The 23,854-nt window shown below is 65.2% G+C and carries 13 protein-coding genes; 5 read left to right on the top strand and 8 right to left on the bottom strand.

From position 1 onward, the window contains the following. Nucleotides 1–57: 57 nt before the first annotated feature. Nucleotides 58–1,707 (bottom strand): phosphoenolpyruvate carboxykinase (ATP), encoded by a 1,650-nt coding sequence (gene pckA, locus WC326_05255; protein MFA7330466.1) that lies wholly within the window; start codon nt 1,705–1,707, stop codon nt 58–60. Between the two features lie 21 nt (nt 1,708–1,728). Beyond that, nucleotides 1,729–2,946: an aminotransferase class I/II-fold pyridoxal phosphate-dependent enzyme gene (locus tag WC326_05250; protein ID MFA7330465.1), complete on the bottom strand. Its 1,218-nt coding sequence runs from the start codon at nt 2,944–2,946 to the stop codon at nt 1,729–1,731. A gap of 174 nt (nt 2,947–3,120) precedes the next feature. Here WC326_05250 and WC326_05245 point away from each other — a divergent pair, with 174 nt between their 5' ends. Next, nucleotides 3,121–4,380, top strand: coding sequence for a tetratricopeptide repeat protein (locus WC326_05245; protein MFA7330464.1), 1,260 nt, complete (start codon nt 3,121–3,123; stop codon nt 4,378–4,380). 6 nt (nt 4,381–4,386) lie between these two features. Here the strand turns inward: WC326_05245 and WC326_05240 are convergent, their stop codons facing one another. The 4 genes from WC326_05240 to WC326_05225 form a co-directional block, all read right to left on the bottom strand. After that, a complete protein-coding gene (locus WC326_05240; protein ID MFA7330463.1) occupies nt 4,387–4,881 on the bottom strand; it encodes a hypothetical protein in 495 nt (164 codons plus the stop codon). Between the two features lie 158 nt (nt 4,882–5,039). Further along, entirely contained in the window at nt 5,040–9,395 is a 4,356-nt protein-coding gene (locus WC326_05235; GenBank protein ID MFA7330462.1) for a C25 family cysteine peptidase, read from the bottom strand. A gap of 81 nt (nt 9,396–9,476) precedes the next feature. Next, nucleotides 9,477–12,761, bottom strand: coding sequence for a M14 family zinc carboxypeptidase (locus tag WC326_05230; GenBank protein MFA7330461.1), 3,285 nt, complete (start codon nt 12,759–12,761; stop codon nt 9,477–9,479). A gap of 293 nt (nt 12,762–13,054) precedes the next feature. Next, on the bottom strand, nt 13,055–13,957 hold the full coding sequence (locus WC326_05225) for a T9SS type A sorting domain-containing protein (protein ID MFA7330460.1): 903 nt from the start codon (nt 13,955–13,957) through the stop codon (nt 13,055–13,057). A gap of 228 nt (nt 13,958–14,185) precedes the next feature. Between WC326_05225 and WC326_05220 the strand changes: the two genes are divergently transcribed. Together WC326_05220 and WC326_05215 are read left to right on the top strand one after the other, a co-directional pair. After that, nucleotides 14,186–15,700 carry a hypothetical protein gene (locus tag WC326_05220; protein MFA7330459.1) on the top strand — a complete coding sequence of 505 codons (1,515 nt, stop codon included), beginning with the start codon at nt 14,186–14,188 and terminating at the stop codon, nt 15,698–15,700. Nucleotides 15,701–15,774: 74 nt separating this feature from the next. Beyond that, nucleotides 15,775–17,220, top strand: coding sequence for a hypothetical protein (locus WC326_05215; GenBank protein ID MFA7330458.1), 1,446 nt, complete (start codon nt 15,775–15,777; stop codon nt 17,218–17,220). On the opposite strand, the gene WC326_05210 is transcribed toward WC326_05215, so the two are convergent. Continuing rightward, nucleotides 17,204–17,899, bottom strand: a complete 696-nt coding sequence (locus WC326_05210; protein ID MFA7330457.1) for a TetR/AcrR family transcriptional regulator — start codon at nt 17,897–17,899, stop codon at nt 17,204–17,206. The genes WC326_05215 and WC326_05210 overlap by 17 nt on opposite strands. A gap of 208 nt (nt 17,900–18,107) precedes the next feature. Continuing rightward, the gene (locus WC326_05205) at nt 18,108–18,776 is read right to left on the bottom strand and encodes a PDZ domain-containing protein (GenBank protein ID MFA7330456.1); all 669 of its coding nucleotides are present in this window, start codon (nt 18,774–18,776) and stop codon (nt 18,108–18,110) included. 162 nt (nt 18,777–18,938) lie between these two features. Here WC326_05205 and WC326_05200 point away from each other — a divergent pair, with 162 nt between their 5' ends. Both WC326_05200 and WC326_05195 read left to right on the top strand, forming a co-directional pair. After that, nucleotides 18,939–20,723 (top strand): HAMP domain-containing sensor histidine kinase, encoded by a 1,785-nt coding sequence (locus tag WC326_05200; GenBank protein MFA7330455.1) that lies wholly within the window; start codon nt 18,939–18,941, stop codon nt 20,721–20,723. Nucleotides 20,724–21,131: 408 nt separating this feature from the next. Then, nucleotides 21,132–23,822, top strand: a complete 2,691-nt coding sequence (locus tag WC326_05195) for a valine--tRNA ligase (protein ID MFA7330454.1) — start codon at nt 21,132–21,134, stop codon at nt 23,820–23,822. The last annotated feature ends 32 nt before the right edge of the window (nt 23,823–23,854 follow it).

Genomic DNA, 23,854 nt, shown 5'->3' with positions numbered 1-23,854 from the left:
CACAAAAAGCGGCCCGCTCACGCGGGCCGCTCTCGTCATGGATGTGGATGATTTGGATCAGTAGTTGTTGAGGTTCGGACCGGCGGCCACCACTTCCGGCGGGCACTCGTCGGCGAACTTGCGGAAGTTCTCCACGAACAAGCCACCCAACTGCTTGTACTTCAGTTTGTAGGAGGCCTTGTCCGGCCAGCGCTCCTCGGGCACCAGCACGTCCTCCGGCACGTTGGGGCAGGTCAGCGGAACCTCGAAGCCGAAGAGCGGATCCACGCGGTACTTCACTTTCATTAGCTCGCCGTCCAGCGCCGCATCCAGCAGGTTGCGCGTGTGACGGATGCTGATGCGCTTGCCCACGCCGTAGGGCCCGCCCACCCAGCCCGTGTTCACCAGCCAGCACTGCACGCCGTGGCGCAGGATCTTGCGCTTGAGCAGCTCGGCGTAGTAGGCGGGCTTGTGCACCATGAAGGGCGCGCCGAAGCAGGCGCTGAAGGTGATCTCCGGCTCCTTGCCCATGTCCAGCTCCGTGCCGGAGACCTTGGCCGTGTAGCCGCTGATGAAGTGATACATGGCCTGCTCGGGCGTGAGCCGCGCGATGGGCGGCATCACGCCGCTGGCGTCGCAGGTGAGCATGATGATGTTGGTGGGATGGCCGGCCATCTTCTCCGGCACCGCGTTGTCGATGAAGGAGAGCGGATAGCTGGCCCGCGTGTTCTCCGTGCGGTTGTCGTCGTCCAGGTCCAGGCGCCGGGTGATGGGATCGTGGATCACGTTCTCGAGGATGGTGCCGAACTTCTTCGTGCAGGCGTAGATCTCGGGCTCCGCCTCCGCCGAGAGGTTGATCACCTTGGCGTAGCAGCCGTTCTCGAAGTTGAAGACGCCCTCGTCGCTCCAGCCGTGCTCGTCGTCGCCGATGAGCTGGCGGCGCGGATCCGCGGAGAGCGTGGTCTTGCCCGTGCCCGAGAGGCCGAAGAAGATCGCCACGTCGCCCTGCTTGCCCACGTTGGCCGAGCAGTGCATGGTCATCACGCCCTGGCGCGGCAGCAGGTAGTTGAGCACGGTGAACACGCTCTTCTTGATCTCGCCGCCGTAGCCCGTCCCGCCGATGATGGCCATCTTGTGCTCGAAGGAGAGCAGGATGAAGGTGTCGCTGCGCGTGCCGTCCAGCTCGGGCACGGCCTTGAAGCTCGGGATGCTGACGATGGTGAAGTCCGGCACGTGGCGCCGGTACTCGTCCGCGCCGGCCAGCGGGATAAACATGTTGCGCGCGAACAGGCTGTGCCAGGCGTACTCGGTGATGATGCGCACGGGCAGGCGGTAGCGCGGGTCGGCGCCACCCCAGCAGTCCTGGACGAACAGGTCGCGCTCCTGCAGGAAGGCCTGCAGGCGGTTCAGCACCTCGGCGAATTTGATGCTGCCGAAGGGCCGGTTGTACTGGCCCCACCAGACTTCTTCCTGCACGGCGTCTTCCATCACCACGAACTTGTCGTTGGCGGCGCGGGCCGTGTGCTTGCCGGTGTTGACGACGATGGGGCCCTGGTTGCTGATCTGCCCCTCGCGGCGGAAGAGGATCTCCTCGTAGAGCGCGGGCTCGCTCAGGTTCCAGTAGACGTTGCCGAAATTCGAGAAGCCGTGGTTGACCAGGCCGTAATCGCTCTTCAGTTCCTTGGCGATGCCGGCGGCCGGGCTCTTGATGTTGAGGTAGTTGAGCATGGATATGTCCCCTTTGCCGGCCTAGTTCCAGTTGCGCACGAGCTTGCGGTCGCCGATGAAGATCTCGTTGGGCGACTCCGGATCCAGCGCCCACTTCATGCGCGCCACGCCCTCCATGATCTGTTTCACCGTGCCGCAGGTGGACAGGCGCAGGTGCCCTTCCGCGCCGAAGCTCACGCCGGGCACGGTCACCACCATCACCTTCTCCAGCAACAGGTTGGCCAGCTTGACGCTATCCTTCTCAAAGGCGCTGAAATCCGCCAGGCAGTAGAAGGTGCCCTGGGGTTCGCGCAGGAAGACGCCGTTGAAGGCGTTGAGCTCCTTCTTCATCACCAGCGCGTTGTTTTGCAGCGAGAGGCGCAGGTTTTCGATGGAACTCTGCAGCCCGTTGAGCGCGCCCACCGCGCCGGCCTGGGAGAGCGCCGGGGCGCAGCTGGCCGTCTGGGCCTGCACGCGCACGATGGCCTCCTGCAGCTTCTTGGGCGCCAGGGTCCAGCCGATGCGGAAGCCCGTCATGCCGTAGAGCTTGGAGACGCCGTTGACCACGATCAGCTTGCCCTCGTCGAAGTCGCACTTCTGGTAGCGCGTGGCCGGGTACCAGCGGGCGCCGTCGAAGACCAGCTTGTGGTAGATGTCGTCGGTGATCAGGTAGATGCCCTTCTTCTCGCAGAACTCGACGATCTCGCGGGTGAAATCCTCGCTGTAGACCGCGCCGCTGGGATTGTTGGGGCTGTTGATGATGATGGCCTTGGTGTAGCTGGTCACGTTGGCCTTGATGTCCTCCATCCGCGGATGGAAGCGCCCGTCCTCGGGCTTGACGATGATGGGCTTGGCGTAGAACAGCTTCACCAGTTCCGGGTAGCTCACCCAGTAGGGCGAGAGGATGATCACCTCGTCCTGCGGGTTGAGGATGCAGGTGAGGATGCCCGCCAGGGACTGCTTGGCCCCGGCGCTCACCACCACGTTTTCCGGCCCCAGCACCTTGCCGTAATTCTCCTCGGTGTAGCGCAGGATGGCCTTCTTCAAGGCCGGCGTGCCGTCGGTGGGCGTGTAGCGCACGTCGGCGCTGACCAATTGGGCGGCCGCCATCCGGATGGCGTCCACGGGCGTCTTGCTCTGGGGCTCGCCGGAGCCCAGGTGGATCACGGGTTGGCCGGCCTCCTTCAGGAGCCGGGCCTTCTCATTCATGACCAGAGTCGGAGACTCGGAGATGCTTTGTGCCAGCAGACTGATGCTCATGATGGGTTGTCCCTTTGGGGATGTTAACGGAACGACAGTGCAAGATAGGAAGGAGGCCCCGTCGCCCAAAGCCGTGGCCGGGCTTTCCTGCCCTCCGGCAGGGCGAATTGGAATTCTTGGGCCGCTACGTGAACTTCCGCCATTCCGTTAAACGAGAGTAGGAAAGCCCCCCCCATGAAGACCACCCACCAGTTGGCGGCGGAGTTGGCTGCGCTCCAAGGTCAGACCGCGGACTGCGTCCTGCCCGTGGCCCAAGCCCTGCTCCAGGCCGCCCAACGCGAGGGCCATCCCGGCGCGCTGCGCGAAGCCAGCACGGTCATCGGCGTCTGCCTGCTTCAGGAGCGGGAGTTCGGCCAGGCCCGCCAGTGGTTCCAACGCTCCCTGGACATCTGCCGCCTGCACCGCGACAATGGGGCCGAGGCCGGCATCCGCGGGCAACTGGGGTTGATCCACCTGCTGCAAGGCCACTACGAACTGGCGCTGGAGCAATTCCAGGCCGGCCGGCGCCTGGGCGCGGCGCGGCGTGACGAGCAGCTGCTGGGCCTGCTGCACAATCTGGCCGTGGTCCTCCATCGGCTGGAACGCTACGACGACGCCGTAGAGACCTGCCAGGAGACCCTGCAACTGGGTCGCGAACTCGGGTTCGGCGCGCGCGAAGAGGCGCATTGCCGGCTCAACATGGCCCGCTCGCTGGAGCGCGCGGAGCGACTGGACGAGGCCGAACGGGTCTGCCGGGAGGCCTTCCGCGGATTGCAGGAGACGGGGTCCTCCAGCCTGGTGGCGTTCTGCCAAGCGCTGCAGGCCAACGTGGCGCTGCGCCGCGGCTCGGGCACCATGGCCGTGCTGCTGGCCCGGGAAGCCACCCTCAGTCTGGGGGAGGAGGCGCCGGAGGAGGCCCGGCTGGAAGTCCTGCAGATCCTGGGTCGCTGCGAGGCCCAGGTGGGCGAGGTCGCCCGGGCGGAGGAGGTGTTGCGCGCGGCCGTGGAAATCGCCCGGCGCCGCAACCTGCATCTGGCGGCGGTGGACTGCTGTGAACAGTTGGGCCGCCTGCTGGCTGCCCGCGGCGAGTGGGCGGAGGCACTTGCCTGGCAGGAGCGGGCCCTGGAACAGCACCGCTTGCATCACGACCGCGAGATGGCCGGCCAGCGCGCCCAAGCCGCGGCGCGGCTGCAGGAGCAGCACAGCGGCTGGCGCGGTCTGTTGACGGAAGGGGAGAATCTGCCCAATCTGACGGGCCTCGGCGATGACGGGGACGAGGTGCCGCTGCCCATCTGCTCCTGTTGCCGAAAAGTGCGAGAGGACGCCAACCGCTGGGCGCCGCTGGAGAACTACCTGCTGGAGAGCCACGGCCTGCTACTCAGCCACGGCCTCTGCCCGGACTGCGCCACCGGCATGTATCAGGATCTGCTGGAGTCCACCCAGTCGGTGGGTTGAACCAACTCAGTCCACCCGGCGCATGCCGTCCAATGCGCAGAGCGGCAGCGGATCCGGCGCTGCCAGGACCAGCAGCACGGCGCCCGGCTCGAAACTCCCATCCTGCACGTTGAAGGGAATGCGGACCTGGCGCGTGCCTGCCGAATCGCCGGGCAGGATGGCGCCGCTCAATCGGCCGTCCTTGACCACCCAATCCGTCTTGGCGTGCAACAGTCGCCCCAGCCAGCCGCGATTGGCCGCCAGCCGGCCCTCCGTCAGCTGCGCCCCGCCCAGCGAGCCATCCACTCGGCCGTCCGGCAGGATGCGCAACCAGCACTCCACGCGCTCATGACCTGGCCCGGCCTGCTGCTGCAGATCGCGCAGCCCGCCCTGGAACTCCACCACCCGGTGCCACTCGCCCACCAGTTCCGCCGGGGGAGTGGGACTTCCGGCCAGGGCGACCAGCGCCCAGGCCAGCAGCAGCAATCCCCGGCAGGCCAATGAAAACCCGCTGTGCGACATGTGGCAACCTCCTCGTTCCATCCTGAGTGACCGCCACAAGGAGCCACATCCGCAGCCCCGCCACAAGCCGGCAAGCAGACCGGGCTCCGGGCCGCTCAAGCAAGCGGCCGACTCCCCCAGGGTAGCCGGCCGCTGTTAGTTGTCGCTGGGAGACCGGGTCAGTTCACCGCACTCACGCGATAGAGTTTGGCGGTGCCGGTCACGATGCAGGACAGGTCATAGAAGGTGTAGGGCGTGGTCGCCAGCAGGGTCCAGGGCTGATCCAGCCCGTTGCTCTCCCAGATCTTGTAAGCCGTGGCATTGGGAACGGCCGGCCACGTGATCTGCGTGGTGCAGGCCGTGGGGCTGCTCATCTGGATCACCGGCGTGGCCAGCGCCAGGCTGCCCACCAGCATGGAGACCGGCACCACCACCGTGGCGTGGTCCGGATCGTTGCTGGTCAGGGTCAACGTGGCTTCGTAGAGCCCTTCGCTGAGTTCCAGCGCGTTGAAGTCCGCCGTCAGCTGCGTCTGGCCGCCCGGAGTCACCGTTCCGCTCAGCGGGTACATGACCACCCAGGGCGTCTGCGCGGAGAACTCGATGGCCAGGTTGTTGGTCAGGTAGGCGGCGTCGGCCACCACCTGCAGGCCGTCCGTACCCGTGGCATTCTCCATGCCCACGCTCACCGACGCCACGTCGCTCACCGTCTGATACTGGTAGACGATCCGCCCGTCGGCGTACAGGATCACCTGGAAGGTCTCCAGCGCCGCGGCGTTGCTGTAGCGCGGCACGGCCGTCCACTGCACGATGAAGCGGCCGTTGGCCGTGTCGGCGTAATACTTCAGCATGCCCGCGGTGGTCACGTTCAGGTCGTCCCAGAACACGGCCAGCAGGTTGTTGGGCTCGGCCGTGTTGGGCAGGCCCTGGTTGGTGTAGGCCGTGGTGGTGGTGGTGAAGCTCAGCCAGCCGTTGGTGCAAACCCGCACCGCCGTGTAGTCCGTGCCGTAGTAATTGAACGTGAAGCCCAGATTGTAGGGGCCGGTGTTGGAGTCGTCGCCCGTGCCCGTGTTGGTGCCCGTGCCGCTGATGTCCACCCAGGAGTAGACCGGCCCGCCGGCCTCGTTGGAGTCCTTCCAGCTGTAGCCGAAGGTGTCCGGCCCGCCCGCGGCGCGGTCCATGCTGCCCGTGCGGGGATCCGCTTCGTCCTTGCCCAGCTTCAGGAAGGGCAGGCTGGACTGCCGGCCGACGGTGGTCAGGGTCGCGCTCCAGGTCAGGTTGGCCTGGCCCTGATTCAGCAGGCTCAGGTACTCCGTGCCGATGCCGCCCGGCTCCACAACGGTGGAGACGGCGGCCGGGGCCAGCACCAGACTGGGCATGGCCGGCGCGGCGATGGAGGGCAGGATGATGTCGTCCAGCCAGGCGCAGTCGCTGCCCGTGTCGACGCTGCCGTCCTTGGAGTAGACCCAGCTGAAGGTGTGGTTGCCCGGCGTGATGGTGTAGCTCGCCTGGGTCCAGTCCACGGTGCCGGCCCAGGAGGCCAGTTCCGTGCCGTCCACCTTGAAGCGCAGGTAGTCGTAGCTGGCTTCGGAACTCACCTTGTACCAGAAGCTCAGGGTGCCGCCGGACAGCACGTTGGCCGTCAGGTTGAGCTGGGATTCCTGGTTGTGGGTGATGGTGCCCGACTTGGCCGCGTAGCTGCCGGTGTGGGGGGCGGTCACCACGCTCCAGCCGGCGGTTCCGCCCGCTTCCCAATTGAAGCGCGCCAGGTTGCCGGTTTCGAAGTCTTCGACCACCAGGCCGATGGAGAAGCCCGCGTTCAGCGCGACGGAATAGGCGCCCGCCGTGTGGGCCAGGTTGAAGCTGGCCACCGTGCCGATGGGCGCGTCGGCCGCCACCAGCAGCTGGAAGTCCGCCGTGGCGCTGCCGCCGGCGGGAATGGCCGCCAGCGCCTCGCTGCCGGTCAGCACCGTGATGTAGGGGCTGCCCGTGCTGAGGCTGGCCGTGCCCGCCGCGCAGGCGGCATGGCCGTTGTTGAGGATGGGATAGCGCAGCCAGACGGTCTCGCCCGGATCCAGCCGCCCGTTGTTGTTGCCCGCGGCGTCGTCCAGCACCAGGTTGCCCGAGGCCAGGGCCGGCGCCTGGGCCGTCACGTCCAGGTAGGAGATCCAGGTGTCGGCCGCCGTGCCGCTCACCGTCAGGGTGAAGTGCAGGGGCGTCTGGTCGGCGATCCCGGCCGCCAGGTTGAAGGCGAAGGCGCCGTTCTGGGTGGCCGTGGCGCCTGCCGCGATGGTGCCGAAGTTCTGGCTCGCGTCGGTCAGGGTCACCTGGGGATGGGTCAGGCTCAAGGTGCCCGTCACGCCGGCCGCCGCCAGGGTGCCGATGTTTTCAAGGGTGGCATTCACCGCCACCGTGCTGCCCTGGACGCCCGTGGTGGGCGAGTAGGCGGCGAGGGTCACGTAAGGACCGCTGTTGGGAACCACCGGGATGGTGGTGATCAGGGGCTGCCGCTGCTGGTGCGTGATCACCAGGTCCGCGTCGCCCGCCGTGGTGAAGGGAGCCAGGGTCAGCACCAGCGTGCCCGAGGCCGGCACCAGTCCGGAAGCAGCCAGCACGCCGTCCATGCTCAGTCCGACGTAGGAATAGGGCTGGGCGCTCAGCGTGACGCTGGTCTGGCCCAGGAAAATCGCGTTGGGCAGAGTGACCGCGTTGGCCGTCGGCACGCTCATCCAGGTGCTTAAGGAGGGATCGCCCATCAGATGGTAGATCTCCCAATAGTACTGGGTCATGCTGGAGCCACCCTCCACCACCGCCAGGTTGCCGCACAGATTCATGGCGCCCTGGGTGGTGTGCCACTCGGCGAAGGCTTCGCCGTGGTCGTGGAAGACGCCGTCATAGGCGCCCAAACCGGTCTGCTCGTAGGTCGGTCCGGCGGCCACGATGGGTCCGGCGCCCACGCCCCACCAGTAGTCCTCGTTCCAGTAGGTGTTGTTGCTGCCGCCGATGTAACCGATGGCGCCCTTGTTGGCCGCCCGCAGCCAGGCTTCGCCGAAGCAGGTCTCCACCTGGAAGCTGTTGGTCAGGCAGCAGTTGCCCACCACCGTGCCGTACTTGTGGTTGTTGGCCAATCCGTTGACGTCGGTGATGCCGAAGCTGGGATCCGCCCAGCTGGTCTGGCTACCGTGGGCCGTGTAGTTGATGTAGCCGCGCCCGGCGGAGGCGTTGGCGATGACCTGCGCGTCGCTGTTGGCCGAGGCCGGATAGAGGTAGGTGTCCGAAGTGATGCCGTGGGCGGCATTGAAGTATTGGATGGTGCCGTAGTTGATCTGCCCGTTGCCGTGGGTCGGGCCGTAGGTGGCGTCCGCCCCGGCGATCATCACGCAACGTCCCAGGTAGCTGGGATCGGGCATCAGGTACTTCTCATACTCCAGCGTCTTGTCGATCTGCGGCTGCAGCTGGCTGGTGTCCCGCGCGCTGAACCGGCCGTACAACACTTCCGGGATGTAGTCCCCGGCGGTGTAGAGCGCGTAGTTCAGGTCGGTGACGTGGCTGCCGGCGCCGCCGGTCCAGGCCGGGACCAGGTTGTCGTCGCCCACATAGAGAATGAAGGAGGGCGCGGGGCTGGCCGGCGTGCCCGCGTTGTACAAGCCCTGCAGCCAGGTCTTGATGCTGGCGGTCGTGCTGCCCACGTTGGCGTCGCCGATGTAGCCGACGATCACCTCGAAGCCCTTCTGCCGTTTCCATTCGATGAAGGGCTGCAGCTGGGCCGTGAACATGGGATGGGCCACGATGACGTACTTGATCGGATACTCGGTGATCATGTCCCGGTCGGCCGCCGCCTCGTAGTTGAGAATCTGGCCGCTATAGATGGACTCGAAGTAGGGCGAGCGCGTGCGGGCCTGCAGCTCGCGCGTGGCCGCCCAGTCGGCGCCGGGGAAGCTCACGTGGAGCTGCAAGTCGTTGTGGACGCGCAACAGGCCATTGGCCGGATCCCATTGCACCGGCATCACTTCCACGGCAAACAGCCGGGCGCCGCGCAGGATGCCCAGCTCCTCCACCCGCAGTTCCGGGCTGGCGGACAGCGTGCTGCGCAAGTAGCTGGCCTCATCCACCACGAAGGGCAGCGCGGCGGGATCCTGGGACTTGGACACGGAAGCCTGGGCCGGCAGCAGGGGGCTGTTGATTCCCAGCTCGCTCAGCTGGAAGGTCTCCGCCTCGCCCTCCGTCAGCCACACCTGGGGCTGGGCCCCCAGCGGCACCTGGATGATCCGCCGGAGCAGCGGCAGCTTGGGCGCGCCCACCGCCTGCGTGTGCGTGCAACCGCCCAGTTGCAGCTCCGTGTAGCTGCCCCGGGGGGTGGCCACCTCGAAACTCTCCAGTTGACCGAAGCTCAGGGCCAGGTCCAGACCCTGGCTGTTCTGCTGGACGACCTGCAACCGATCCTCGGATTGCAGGGGATGAGTCGCCGCCCAGGCCGAGCGGGCACTCAGGCCCAGCACGGCCAGCGCGGCCAGGCTCACGTATTGCTTGAAGCGCATGTGGAACCTCTGCTTTGGGTTCAACTTCCACCTGCGGCGTTCCGCAGGATTACCTTTTGATCCATCGGCCGGTCGCGTCTCCTACCGGACGGCGCTGACCCGGAAAAACGCCCGCTCATCCCCCAGCTGACTGGTCGTCCAGCCGGGCGTGCCCACTTCGCCCACCAGGCTCCAGCCCGAGTAGCCGGTGGCGGAACGGTAGATCCGATAGCCCAGGGCATTGGGCACCGCACTCCAGTCCAACACCGCCTGACCTTCCGCGACACTGATCTGCAGGTTCTCCACCGGATCCACCTGGGAGGAGACGATCAGTGTCAGCGGCACGTTGACCGCCGGGGTATCGGGATCGTTGGAGGTCAACGAGATCGTCCCCGTGTACGTACCATCGGCAAGATCTGCCGCCGACAGCGCGACATTCAGCTGGGTGGAAGAACCGGCGGCCACGCTGCCGGTGAGGGGAGACAACACGGCCCAGGGTTCGGTCAACACAGGAGCCGTGAAGCGGATGGCCAGGCCGCTCACCAAGAAGCCGGCGGTGTTGTAGTTCAGGCCCAGGCCGTCCGTCCCCGTCAGGTTCTCGATGCCCACGCTGCAGTTGTTGGCCGTGGCCACGGTCTGGTATTGCAGGGTGATCGTCCCGTCCCCCAACAAGATGACCTGGAAGGTCTCCGTGGTGGTGCCGGAATAGTGCCGCACGTTGCGGTACTCCACGATGAAGCGGTCCGCAGCCGGGTCATCCCAATAATAGATGGTGCCGCCCGCCGCCGGATTGAGGTCGTCCCAGAAGGGTGCGATCAGGTTGTTGGGGACGGCGCTGCCGGGCATCGCCACATTGCTGTAGGCGGTTTCGGTGCTGGTGAAGCTCAGGAACCCATTGGTGCAGACTCGTACCGATGAGTAGCGTGTCCCATAGAAAGGCATTTCAAAGCCCAGCGCCAGGGGACCGTAGTTCGCGTCGTCGGCGCCGGTCAGGGCCGTGCCCAGGGTGTTGATCTCCACCCAGGCAAAGGCCGGACCGCCCGCCTGCCGGCTGTCCACCCAGGTGTAGCCGAAAGCGTCCGGCCCGCCGGCGTTGCGTCCGCTCTCTTCTGAGCGTGGGTCGAACTCATCCTTGCTCAGTTTCAATTCGGGCTGGCTCCGCGCCCGGGCCGGGTCGTCCAGGCTGAGGCTGGCAGCCCAGTTCAGCTCCGCGCCGCCGTTGTTCTGAATCAGCACGTGCTCCACCGTCTCCGCCCCGGGGCTGAGGGTCGCGACGAGTTCCGGCGGGCTCAGCGTCCAGTCCGGGCGCGGAGTGGGCGCCACCGGCGGCAGTTGGAGGAAGTCCACGAACACGGCGTCTTCACCGCCCACTTCGCTGCCATCCTTTTCATAGGAGAACAACAGGGTGTGGGCTCCGGCGCTGACGGACAGGCTGTAACTCGTCCACCCGACGCTCCCGGAAAGACTGAGCTGCGTCACTCCGTCCACATAGACTTTCAGGAAATCGTAATTGGCTTCGGTCGAGACCCGGGCCATGAACTGCACGGTCCCCGAACTAAGGAAGGTCTGGGTCAGGGCCATCCGGCTGGTCTGGTTGTTGCCCACCACGCCCGAACGGGCGCACCAGTCGCCTTCGAAGGCTCCGTTGCTGACGGCCCAGTCCGCGGTGCCGGACAGCACCCAGGGCCAGTAAGCCAGATTCCCGCTTTCGAAATCCTCCACGATCAGCCCGACACTCAGGCCAAAGGGCAGGGTTTCCGTCCGCTCTGTTGAGCTGGCGATCAGGTTGAAGTCCAACGTGCTGCCGATGGGCGCGTCAGCGTCGACGCTCACCTGGAAGCTGGCGCTGACGCTGTGCTCGGGCAGCAGGTTGCCCAGGGTCTGAGTCCCCGTCTCCACGTTCACCCAGGGGCTGCCCGATTCCAGACTGGCCTGCAACGCAGTGGCGGAAGTGGTGCCCCCGTTCTGCAGCTCAAGCACCAGCGTGGCCGTTTCACCGGGATCCAGCCGGCCGTTGCCGCCATCCTGCACGGCGATGGTGCCCAGCGCGAAGTCCGGCGCTGCCACCAACGGCTGCAAGGCCACGTTCAGCACGGTGGCGGCTCCGGTTCCCACGGAAACCAGATTGAAGGTCTGCGTCTGGTAGCCCGGCTTGCTGAAGCTCAAGTTGTAGGCTCCGGCCGGCAGAATTCTGTGGTAGTCACCGATTTCCGCCGCGGACCAAGTGGCAAAATCCCGGTTGGTCACCCGCACTTCCACGCCGCTCAAGGGCAAGCCGGTGGCAGAACTGGTGGTGATGCCACGAATGCCACGCAGGGCCCATTCCATGTAACTGAGCAAGGACTCGCGGTTGTTGTTCCAGTAGGTCGGTAGCTGGGAGGCATCCGGCATATACGTGTCGCTCAGCTCGATGGTGACTTCCATGCCACCTTCGTAGACGTAGTTCCAGTCCTGCATGCCACCGGACATGGCATACCAGTCTGCGCCGTTGGTGATGCCATGGAAAAAGTCGCCGTTCCACATGGGCAGGTTGTGGGACGAGTAGGCTTCCGACACCTGGATGAACAGATCGTCATCCGGCGAGGCAGTATAGACCGAACTGCCCGACGCGTTGTTGTCGAAGGGATAGTTGATCAGGAGCGCGCCGGTGTGGAAGTTGGCCGAGAGGTCGAAGTCCTTGGCCTGCGTCCAGATCATCACGGCCGCCGTTTCCGGCTGCCGCCCGATGGGCGTGTTGCTCGGGCTGTCGTAGGGGTCGGGGAAACTGCGGTTCAGATCCACACCGTTGGCGTTGGTCCGCGTGTTGGCCGTGTTTCCGTCCGGGTTCATCATGGGCAGGATGTGGATCTCCATGCCGTTCACCAGGTCAGTCAGGCGCGTGTCCGTGCCGTACTCCACCAACAAGTCGTCGATGAGATTGAGCAGCATCTCCGTGCCCAGCGGCTCGTTGCCGTGCATGGTGGAGATGTACTTGAATTCCGGTTCGTCCTCGTTCAGGTCGGGATTGTCGGTGATTTTCAGCACCCACAGCTCGCGACCCTGAACGGTTTGCCCGATGGAATACAGGCGGCAGATCTCCGGAAAGTCCGCCGCGTAGGCCTGCAGCAGGGACGTCAACGCCGGGTAGTTGTGGTAATCCCGCTCCCGTTCCGGCAACCCCTGCTGGTGCAGCCACATTTCACGGGTCGGATCCGGAATGGAGATGGGATTCAAGCCCATGTCACGTAGGCGGTTCAGCTCTGAGCTGGACAACCAGAGCTCGATCTCGGGCATGCCGTTGGGCTGCCAGGCGCGCGCCGAGCCCAGACCCCGGACCATGGAGATGTCCACCCCGGTCTGCTGAACCAGTTGCAGGATTTCCGGCGTCGCGTGTTCGATTCTAAACAAGTTCTTCTGGCCGACCGCGGTTTGTGCGCTCAGTGACCCAGCCAAGAATAGAACGATAGTGAAGAGCCATGCTCTCATCGAAATGGAACTCCTGCTATTGCTGCAAATGAGGTTGGTCGTTCCGGACTACATCGCTGACAACCGGCAAGAATGGTGCCAGCACCGCGAAGGCAAAGCTGTGGCAAGGGAATTGGGCGAGTGTTGATCTGGGGTTGCGGCGCAATCGATAACCGCGAAGGACGACACCGCGGGGGGGGGGGCGCCTGCATGGAACCGTCCGGCTGCGGCCCGGGCTACTTGAGCAGGAGGGCCCGTTCCTGTGCCTGCAGAACCCCATTCTGCCACAAGCGCAGCAGGTATACGCCCGAAGCTGTGCCACCGGTGGTGGACGCGTGCCACGACACTTCGTGGGTCCCGCTGGTCAGCCAACCCAGCGGCCGCTGGTCCACCAGCCGCCCGGTCAGATCGTGAACTCGCAGGGTGACGGTGCCCGGCGCGGCCAGTTGGAAGGTCAGCCGAGTGCTGGGATTGAAGGGATTGGGGCTCACGCGCAGGAAGGTGGCAGGTCGGGTGAAGGGTGGATCCGCCACATCCACGTCGAAGCTCTGCAATTGGGCCGTGCCGCCGGTCACCAGGATGGGCATGCCCCCGTTCTCGATGTCGATCAGGATCCCGCTAAAGCTGTATTCCAAACTGGTGGCATCCAGGGTGGCGATGTTCAAGGCTGTGGCCGTGCCCACCAGTTTGTATTCCGCGGACAACGCGCCCAGCACTTCTTCAAAATCCAGGCTGTCGCTGAAATCCGGCAGGGACAAGCTGTCCAGATGCCACAGGAAGAAGAGGTTCACCGTGGACGTTGGGTTGGACACATTGCCTTCGCCCACCGTTCCTGGGCTGCGGTACAAAAGTCCGAAGACGTTCCAGGTCGTGTCCTCGGCCACATCCTGCTGCACGGCCAAGGTCAGCAGCTGCTGGGCCGCCGTGGAATCCGTGGCGAATATCGCGCCGCCCAGGCCCTGGTCCAGCGCCGGAATCCACTGCGCGGTGTCGATGGCGCCTTCCACGCTGAAGTCGCCGTTGAATTCCCCGAACAACTGGCTGTAATGGAAATCCAGCTCGCCGGCATAGAACACCTGACCCAACTGGGCCCACGTGGTGGTCGCCAACAGCAGCAAGAACGTGAGGCAACGAATCATCTGAACTCCCAGGGCCAACGATGTGCGCGCGCTTGGAAACGGGTCTGAAAATACTGCCCTCGCAGGGGTGCAACAAGCGGAAACTCTTGCCCATGAGGAACTTTTGCCCCAGCCCCATCAACAGAGGAGCCCCTGCGGTGGCCGGAACATCGAGCGCATCTCATTGCCTGTCAATAATTTTCCTTCCGGTCACCGAATTTCAGTGGATCGGCGTGTCCGGCATGGGCTTTGCTCCAAGCCTTCCGGCACGAAATCCCTGAGTCCAGCTGGAGAGCCATGCGTCGTTCCGCATTCCTGTTGTTGGCGCTCTGTGTCGCCCCACCTCTGGCCGCCCGCTATCGCTTGGGCGATGCGCCATTGTTCCTGGAGGAAACCCGCAAGGGGCGCTTGGTCCTGGAAGCCCAAGGCAAGCAGTTCTCCATTCAGGCGGACACCACCCGGATGGAAAGCGCCCTGAAACTTGAGGTGGGCATCAGTGATCGGCTGAGCTTTGAGTTCAGCTATCCCTTCCTGATGGAGGAACAGCGCGGGCTGAGCAAGAGCGGCCAAGGGGACTTGCTGGCGGCCTTGAGCTACCGCCACCCTCTGCCCGCGTGGCCCTTCCTACAGCTGGGAGTGCGCCAGGCCCTGATTTTTCCCAGTGGGTTCAGAAGAGAACTGGCCGGTTTTGACAGTTTCACAGCCGGACGGACTCAATCGGAATCCCTTGTCCAGCTTGAGTTTGGCGACAGTCCAACGGAACAATCCCCGCTGTGGCTGTCCCTGAACGGCGGCCTCAGGACCGACAACCACCTGGAGAATTCGCAGCTGCTCTGGGGCGCGTCCATGCGTTACCACCTGTTCAAGCGCTGGGTCTTTGTGGAGAGCGAGCTGGCCCAGGAGATGTCCACCGCCAGCAAGGAAGCCCGTTATCAGTTCAGTGCCGGGGCCGGGGTTCGGTTGCCCTTCGGGTTCCAACTTCGCGTGGGCGCCGAAGAACGGGTGATGTACGATTTGGATCGTTTCGGTTTGTACGCCGGGCTGCGCTGGCAGCATCAACCGCCCCAGCTGATTCGCTTGCAACACCGGCACTTGCGCGACTTCCTGCAGCGCCAGTTGGAGGAAAAGAACCGGGTCCCCTCCTTCACGTTGGAACCCGGCGCGCCCGCCCTGCTGACCGAAGCCGGCCGCCTGCCCTTCCTGTCACTGCGGGTCGCCCTGCTCCCGGTGGAGGACACCGGTGGCGCGCCCGTCGCCTCGGCGCTCAGCGAAGGCCTCCGACAGGCCATCGAGGCGGATTCCAGCTTCCAGATCATCCCCGCGGAGGAAGTGCGCCGGATGCTGCTTACCCAGCATCTGGACCCGGAGCGCATGGTCAGCGAGCAGCGGTTGAATGAGATTGGGCGCGCCTTGCAGGCGGACATCGTCCTGCAGGGACGGGTACTCAGTTTTGAACCGGCCCTGCGTTCCGGCGTGTACTGGCCGCCGCTTCTGGCCGGAACACGTTCGGGCAGTCGTCTGGAAGCCCGCCTGTGGCTGCACCAGGTGGACCAGCCGGGCCCTCCCGTCCAAGCCCTGCTCAGCCGCGAGCAGCAGGGAAAGCGCCGCTGGAGCACCTTCCCGGTAACTCACGGACATCGGGAAAAGCCGGGCAGCGCGGTGGAGCGCAGTCAGTTGATGCGCCAAGTCCTGGACACCTGGTGTGCCTCGGCCCTTGAGTCCTTGTTGTATGAAGTGACGGAACAAACCGTGGTCCAAGAATGATACGCCTGTTCTACCTGGCAGTGGTGATCTTAACTGCCTGGTTTTCCGGTTGTGCAAAGGCCCCTCGCGAGGATGTGAACCTGGAGCCCCTGATTCGCAATCTGCGGCTGGAGTCCGAGACCAGCAATCCCAGTCAATCCCTGCTGCTGCGCGCAGACATCTCGGATCCCGACGGCGATTCCCTGGATGTGGAATGGCAGGCCAGCGTGGGCATGATCACCAGCACCTATCAGGATTCAGCCCGCTGGACAAGCCCGGACAGCAGCGCCTTCGTCCGCGTGGTAGTCAGCGCCACGGATCCCCTGGGCAATTTCAGCTCCGATACGCTGCGTTTCTGGGTTCACAACCAGCTGCCGGTGATCCAGGAACTGCGCGCCTCCGCCACGACCGTCTTGAATGGCAACACGATCAGCGTCTATGGCCGGGCCAGCGATCCGGACTCCCACGCCGTTTCCCTGCAATGGAGCACCCCGTGGGGCAGCCTCTCCGCCCCAAGCGGGGACTCCCTGCGCTGGACCGTGCCTGATTCCACCATGCACGCCTGGCTGGCGCTGGCCGCCGTGGACGAGTACGGCGCCGTGACCCGCGACACGCTGACCGTCACGGTTTACACGGAGGTGGGCTGCGCGTGGATCATCAGCCAGGGACAGCAGGAGGTGGTCAAACTCTCGTCCATCGGCGACGAGTTGTTGCGCCTGGAAGGCTACCACGATCTGCAGGACCTGGACGTGGACCCGGAAAATCGCCGGCTGTGGCTGTGCGAAGGCGATCCGCCCGCGCTGATCAGTCTGGACCTCAAGGGGCGGGAGCTGTTCCGTGTGTCGGCGGGGCTGGCCCGGCCCACCCGCCTGCGCAGCTGGTTCCGCACCGGCAGCGTGCTGGTGCTGGACGCCGACAGCGCCCAGGTGGTGGAGATCAACATCTTCGGCGATCGGGAAGTCCGGCGCATCGGCGGGCTGACCCGGCCTAACGCCCTGGATCTGGACCAGCGCACCGGCGCTGTGTGGATTTGCGACGAGGGCAGCAACTACCTCTACCACGTGGCGGACGGCTTTGAGGGCAGCATCGACGACGTGCGCACCAGCCCCCACGTGATCCGTCGCGACGGCTACCAATTCCCGGTGGATGTCTCCGTGGAGGATTCGACGGGCGCCTGCTGGCTGGTGGATAAAGAAGCCGGCATGCTGGTCCGCTACGAGCCCAATGGCGTGGACAGCCTGATCATCAGCGGCTTCCAAAATCCGGTGGCGGTGGCGGCCACGTGGTCGGAAGGACTGTGCTGGGTGCTGGACCGCGGGCTCAATTCCAGCGTGCACCGCTATTTCTTTGATCAGGAGCAGGTCGCGCTGGACGGCCTGCTGTTCCCGAAAGACTTGGCCTTCAATCGAATCGATTCACACATCTGGGTGCTGGACACGGAACGCAACCGCGTGTTGCGCATCCGTCCCGACGGCAGCATCGCCGGCACCTGGACAGACTTCGACTTCCCCACGCGAATCGTCATCAACGGTGGGTACTGAGCCCGTTCAGAAACAGGCCCATGATCTCCTCGGCCATTTCGGTGGCGGTGCGGATCTCCCCCCCGTCCTGGAAGGCCTGGGTGTAGACGCCCAGAGTTTCCAGAAAAGTTGAACACACCCGCTCGGCATCCATGCGGCGGAACTCTCCGGTCTCCATCCCTTTGACCAGCAGGCTTTTCAACCGCTCGCGGATCTCCAGGAACAGCTGTTGGGACTGGTCATGCCAGGGATTTTCCGCCGGTTGCAGCAGCCGATGCTGCACTTGCCGATGGATGACGAAGAAATCCAAATGCTTGCGGTAGTAGATCAGGAACATGACGCACAGCGTGCGGAACTGGTGGGAAAAGCCGGCCTCCGGCGTCCCGGTCTTGCGCAAAATCCCCAGCAAATCCTGGTAGCCGTCCGTCAGAATGCTGTGGAACAGGTGTTCCTTGTTGTCGAAGAACTGGTACAAGGTCGGCTTGGCAAACTCCGCCTGCTTGGCGATGTCGTCCAGGGTGGCGCCGTTGAACCCCCGCCGGGCGAACTGCTGGCGCGCCACGTCCAGGATTTCCCGACGGCGCTGGATCCGCTCCCGGGCTTTGCGGCCCAGGCCACCCTCCTCCGCCTGGGCCTCGGCCGGCACCGCGGGCCGGGGCTGCAACCCTTGGGCAACCTGGCGAAAGGTCTGGATGGGCAAGGCGGGCCCGCTGGTTTCCGGACTGGGTTCGATGGGCGTCATAGGTCCTCCTGGTTCAGGCACAACTTGAGAAAGTCGGTAGTTACTGACAAGTAGTGTTTTAGACCTGCCGTAAATATTCTCAGAATCCATTGTCCACCAATCTCTTCCAGCAGACACAGAAAAGGGGCGACGTGTCGCCCCTGAGTCGATCCAGGCATGATCTCGTTCAGTTGATCTCAGACTCCACGACATCGTTGGTGAACAAGCGGATCTGGCCGGTCTGGGCGTCCACGTCCAGCTCCTTCGTCAGGTCTTCCAATTCCCGGCTCAGACCCTGAAGCTCCAGTTCAAGCCCCTGCAGGTCGCGGACACCTTCGGCTGAAAGGTCCAACTGCAGCGCCCCATGTTCCGAATCCAGCCAGCCCAACTGAGGCCGGGGGCGGTCCTCCAGCACCACCTTCACCGTCCGCTGCTTGTCCTTGCGCCACAGCACCAGTTCCACCGTTTCGCCCGCTTTCAGCCCCTTCATCAGGGCAAACAGGCGATCCACGTCGTGAACCGGACGATTGTTCAGCTTGACCAGGATGTCCCCCACTTGAAGGCCGGCTTTGTGGGCCGGACCATCGGGAACGACCTCGGCCAAGAGGACGCCCGCCTCCTCATAGTCCAGCGCAGCGCGCAACACGTGGTCCAGTGCTCGGGGCACCACACCCAGGAAGGCACCCCGTGGTCCGCCCTGCAGGTCCTTTTCCACCACGATCCGCTGTTCCCGAATCTCCTTCTTGCCCTCTTCCTCCGGGCCCTGGGCGCCGGCCACCCCACTCAACAGGAAAACCGCCAGCGCCAGGAGCAGGGCGGCAGGCGGTTTCAGAAGTCGTTCAAGGCTGGTCTTCATGGGAGCCTCCAAATTTGGTTGCCGTTCAACGCCCGGAAGTCAGCCTGGTTTCATGCTTTTTGAGCTCCGCTGCAATTGGCGTGACTTTTCTCCGCTCCCAATCCCGGATCCTAAATCTGATCCCCTGAATTCCGATACTGTTGAAGTCATTGTTGGACAATCATGCAGATTACCGGCCGCATCCTCCGCCACCACTTGCTGGCCTACTCCGCCCTGACGCTCCTGCTCACTCTGGGCTTGATCACCATGGTCGCGTGGTTTCCCTTGACCCGCCGGGTGACGGCCTCCGCGGAAAACACCCTGCGGCACGACACCGAGTTGCGGGCCCGGGTGGTGGACGAGACGTTGCGGCGCCTCTCCGAGCTGGGCTGGCAGGTCTCCAGCCGCACGGCGGCGCGGATCACCACCGCCGAGCTGGACCGCGGCATGCTCAGCCCGGCAGAGGCGGCCACCCTGCTGGCCCCCAAGCTGCGGGATGCCGTGGAGTTCTCCAGCGAGTTGCGCAGCCTGATCCGGGTGAGTCCCCAGGGGACGCTGATTGTCCAGGTGGGCAGTCAGATCCCGGACTCCATCCAGCAATTGCCGATCCGCTTCGACCTGTTGGACACTTGGTCGGCCGGTCCGGCCCGCCGGGGCCGCCAGGGCCTGACCCGGGTCTTCCTGCTGGACGGATCACCCCACGTGATCCTGCACACCCCGGTTTTCTCCCCGGATCAGCGGATCGTGGCGACGGACAAGCTGGTGTTTGATCTGGGAGTCCTGCGCGAGTCCCTCTCCCTGCCCCTCCAGCGCCAGCACGAAGTCTCCTCCCAATTGGTGACCCTGACCGCCAATGAAGAGGGTGTGGAGCCGGTCCTCCAGGCCACGCCCCGGGCGCCGCGCACCGCCCGCAACCTGAGTGGATCCACCCCGACGAGCCGGTTGGTCCAGGAAAGCCAGATCTTCTCCATCGGCGACCTATTGGTCTGCGCCACGCCCGTTCAAGGTTGCCCGTGGTGGTTGACGGTGGCCGTGCCACGGCAGGGACTGCTGGGAGAGTCCCGCACCTGGCTCGTCAGCATCCTGGTCACAGTGCTCGGGCTGGGTCTGGTCGGACTGCTGGGGAGCCTGGTACTGATGCGTCCGTTGCGAGACAAAATCCTGGTGGCCCAAAGCGATCTGCGCCGCCAAGTGGACGAGATGGAGCAGACCCGGCAGCGGCTGGAAGCCCAGTCCAGCCTGTTGCTGGAGCGCAACGAGGATCTGCGGCACCTGGCCTACGCCTCGGCCCACGACCTGAAGAGCCCGCTGATCTCCATCGGCGGACACGCCCAGATGCTGCTGGATCGGCTGGGGCCGGAGCTGTCCCCGGAGCGGCGCCAGAGTCTGGAGTTCATCCTGGCCGGCTCCAAGCGGATGTTCCAGCACGTCAACGACATGTTGGATTACTCCCGGGCCGCCGAGATCGAACCGCAGCTGGTCCGCCTGCCGCTGGACCGTCTCTGCCAGGACATTCTGGCCAGCCTGGACGGACGCATTCGGGAGAGCCAGGCCACGGTGGAGGCCCAGCATCTGCCGGTCATCCAGGGAGACCGGCGCCTGCTGCGCATGATCCTGCAGAATCTGGTGGACAACGCCATTTGCTACCGCCAACCCGAACGGGATCCGGTGATCGTCATTTCGGCGGACTGCTCCAATGAAGAAGTGGTGATCCGCGTGCAGGACAACGGCTTGGGAATCTCGCCGGATCATCAGCCGCAGATTTTCGAATCCTTCTACCGCCTGCATGACGACGCCGCCATCCCGGGAACCGGGTTGGGGCTGGCCATCTGCCAGCGGGCGGTGCGCCGCCTGAAGGGCGTGATCGAACTGGAGAGTGAGCCGGGCCGGGGGTCCTGCTTCACCATCCGCCTGCCCCAGCCCACCCGGACCGAGGAAGGCGGCGAGCATGACCACGCCCACGCCTAAGCGCCACCCCGCCGTGCCACCCACCGTCCTGGACCGGAAGTGCACGGGTTGCGGGGCCTGTGTCGCCGCCTGCCAACCCGACGCCATCCACCTGGAACAGCTAGAAAGCGGCCGCAAGCGCGCCCACGTCGATGCGGAACTCTGTCGCCTGCACGGAGATTGCCTGGTGGCATGCCCCCACGAGGCCCTCTTCGTCTGGAAGTGGCGGCCGAGCCACGTTCATCCGCCGGGGACCGAAGACGGGGCCTGACGCTCCGCCTTGGCCCATCCGGCGGCCGCGATCTTCGCCTTCCCGACCAGACAATTCTGCCGGCCCCGCTCGCGGTCAACTTTGTGCTGCGCCGGTCAGGCCCTATCTTCTTGCCGCATAATCGACATCTGTCTGCCCGGACCGGCAAGGAGTGGAACATGGCCCGACTGGAACTGTCGCGCACCTGGGAACCCGGCGAGGTGGAAGCCCGCCTCTATCGAAGCTGGGAGGACTCCGGCTGCTTCCAGACCGACCCGTCCGGCGACCAACCGGCCTTCGTCATCAACATGCCGCCCCCCAACGTGACCGGCCAGTTGCACATGGGCCACGGCCTGCAGGATTCCGTGCAGGACGCCTTTATCCGCTACAAGCGCATGCAGGGCTTCGACGCGCTCTGGCAACCGGGCAAGGACCACGCCGGCATCGCCACCCAGAACGTGGTGGAGAAGCTGCTGGCCCAGGAAGGCACCAACCGGCACAAACTGGGACGCGCGGCCTTTCTGTCCCGGGCCTGGGAGTGGAAGGAGAAGTACGGCGACATCATCACCGAGCAGAAACGCAAGCTGGGTGACAGCGCTGACTGGCAGCACGAGGTCTTCACCATGGATCCCGGGCCGTCGCTGGCTGTGCGCGAAGTCTTTGTGCGCCTGTTCGAGAAGGGGCTGATCTACCAGGGCGACTACATCGTCAACTGGTGTCCGCGCTGCCACACGGCCATTTCCGACGAGGAAGTGGATCACGAGGAGAAAGCCAGCCACCTCTGGCACATGGCCTACCCGGTGCTGGACGAGGCCGGTCAGCCCACGGCGGAGCAAATGGTGGTGGCCACCACCCGGCCGGAGACCATGCTGGGCGACGTGGCCGTGGCCGTCCACCCGGAGGACGCGCGCTACCGGCATCTGGTGGGTCGCAAGCTGCGCCTGCCGCTGGTGGGCCGCGAACTGCTGGTCATCGCCGACGAGTTCGTGGACCCGGCCTTCGGCACGGGCTGCGTCAAGGTCACGCCCGCCCACGATCCCAACGACTTCGAGATGGGCAAGCGCCACGGGCTCACGCCGGTGAAGATCCTGGACATCGAGGGCCGGATCAACCAGAACGGCGGGAGCTACGCCGGCCTGGACCGCTACGAGGCCCGGCAGCGCATCGTCGAAGACCTGGAGGCCCAGGGTCTCCTGCTGAAAATCGAGGAGCACGCCAACGCCGTGGGGCAGTGCCAGCGCTGCAGCACGGTGGTGGAGCCTTACCTCTCGCGCCAGTGGTTCGTCCGGATGAAACCCCTGGCCGATGCGGCCGTGGCCGCCGTCCAGGCCGGCGACGTGCGCTTCCATCCCAAGCGCTGGGAGAACGTCTTCTTCCACTGGATGGACGGCATCCGCGACTGGTGCATCAGCCGCCAGCTCTGGTGGGGGCACCGGATCCCGGTCTTCACCTGCGCGGCCTGCGGCCACGTGATGGTCAACCGCGAGGACCCCGCGACCTGCGCGGCCTGCGCTTCGCCGCAGCTCTCCCAGGACGAGGACGTGCTGGACACCTGGTTCTCCAGCTGGCTCTGGCCCTTCACCACGTTGGGCTGGCCGGACCTGGACAACCCGCGCTTCCGCAAGTACTACCCGACCCATCTGATGGTGACGGGCTACGACATCATCTTCTTCTGGGTGAGCCGGATGATCATGGCCGGCATCGAGTTCACCGGCCAGGCGCCCTTCCGCGACATCTACTTCACGGGCATCGTCAAGGACGCCCAGGGCCGCAAGATGTCCAAGAGCCTGGGCAACGGCATCGATCCGCTGGAGATGGTCCAGACCTTCGGCGCCGACGCCGTGCGCTACAGCATGATCGCGCTGAACACCGAGGGGCAGGACATCAAGCTCTCGGTGCAGAAATTCGAGATGGGGCGCAACTTCGCCAACAAGATCTGGCAGGCCTTCCGCTTCCTGCACATGCAGGACTGGAGCCTGCTGGACGGCGCCACCCAACTGGCCGAGCCCTGCTGCCGCGAACTGGCCGACGAGTGGATCCTCAGCCGCCTGCACAGCACGCGGCTCAAGGTCGAGGAGGCCTTCGAGCGCTACCGGATCAACGAGGCCCAGACCGCGCTCTACGAATTCATCTGGGGCGACTTCTGCGACTGGTACGTGGAGCTGGCCAAGCCCCGCCTCTACAACGAGCAGGATCCCGCCGGCCGGAAGGCCGCGCTGGAGCATGGCCTGCACGTGTTCCTCTCGGCCATGCAGCTGCTCTCGCCCTTCATGCCCTTCATCGCCGAGGAGATCTGGCGGATCATCCGCGTCGAACTGGCGGGCTTCGGCCTGACGCCGCCCTTCGGCGAGCACCTGATGCGGCACCGCTTACCCGCGCCGCGGCCGGAGTGGATCCTGCCGGAGGTGGAGAGCGAGTTCGCCCTGGTGCAGGGCCTGACCACGGCGCTGCGCAACATCCGCGCCGAGCAGAACATCAAACCTCGCACGGCCATCAGCGCGGTTCTGGGCGGGGAGCCCGCGCGCCTGGAGAGCCTCAAGCCCGTGCTGCACTACATCCAGGACCTGGCCCAGGCCGGCGAGATCCTGCTGGGCGGCGAGCGGCCGCGCCCGGCGGCGGCCAACGTGGTGGACGGCATCGATGTCTGGGTGCCGCTGGCCGGTCTGATCGACCTGGACGTGGAGCGCGCGCGGCTGCAGAAGGAGATGCAGCGGCTGGAGGGCGTGGTCAAGAGCCTGGACGGCAAACTGGGCAACGCCGAGTTCATCGCCCGGGCCCCGGCGGACGTGGTGGAGAAGGAACGCGCCAAGCTTGATGGCGCGCGTCAGGACTTGGCCAAGCTGCAGCAGAACCTGGCGGAACTGGGCTGAGCCAATACCCGACAACCCCGACAGCGGCGGAG

The sequence above is a fragment of the Candidatus Delongbacteria bacterium genome, assembly GCA_041675285.1.
GTDB lineage: Bacteria > CAIWAD01 > CAIWAD01 > CAIWAD01 > CAIWAD01 > CAIWAD01.
Note: the sequence above shows the minus strand (reverse complement) of the source record. Positions and strands in the feature narration are given on the sequence as shown.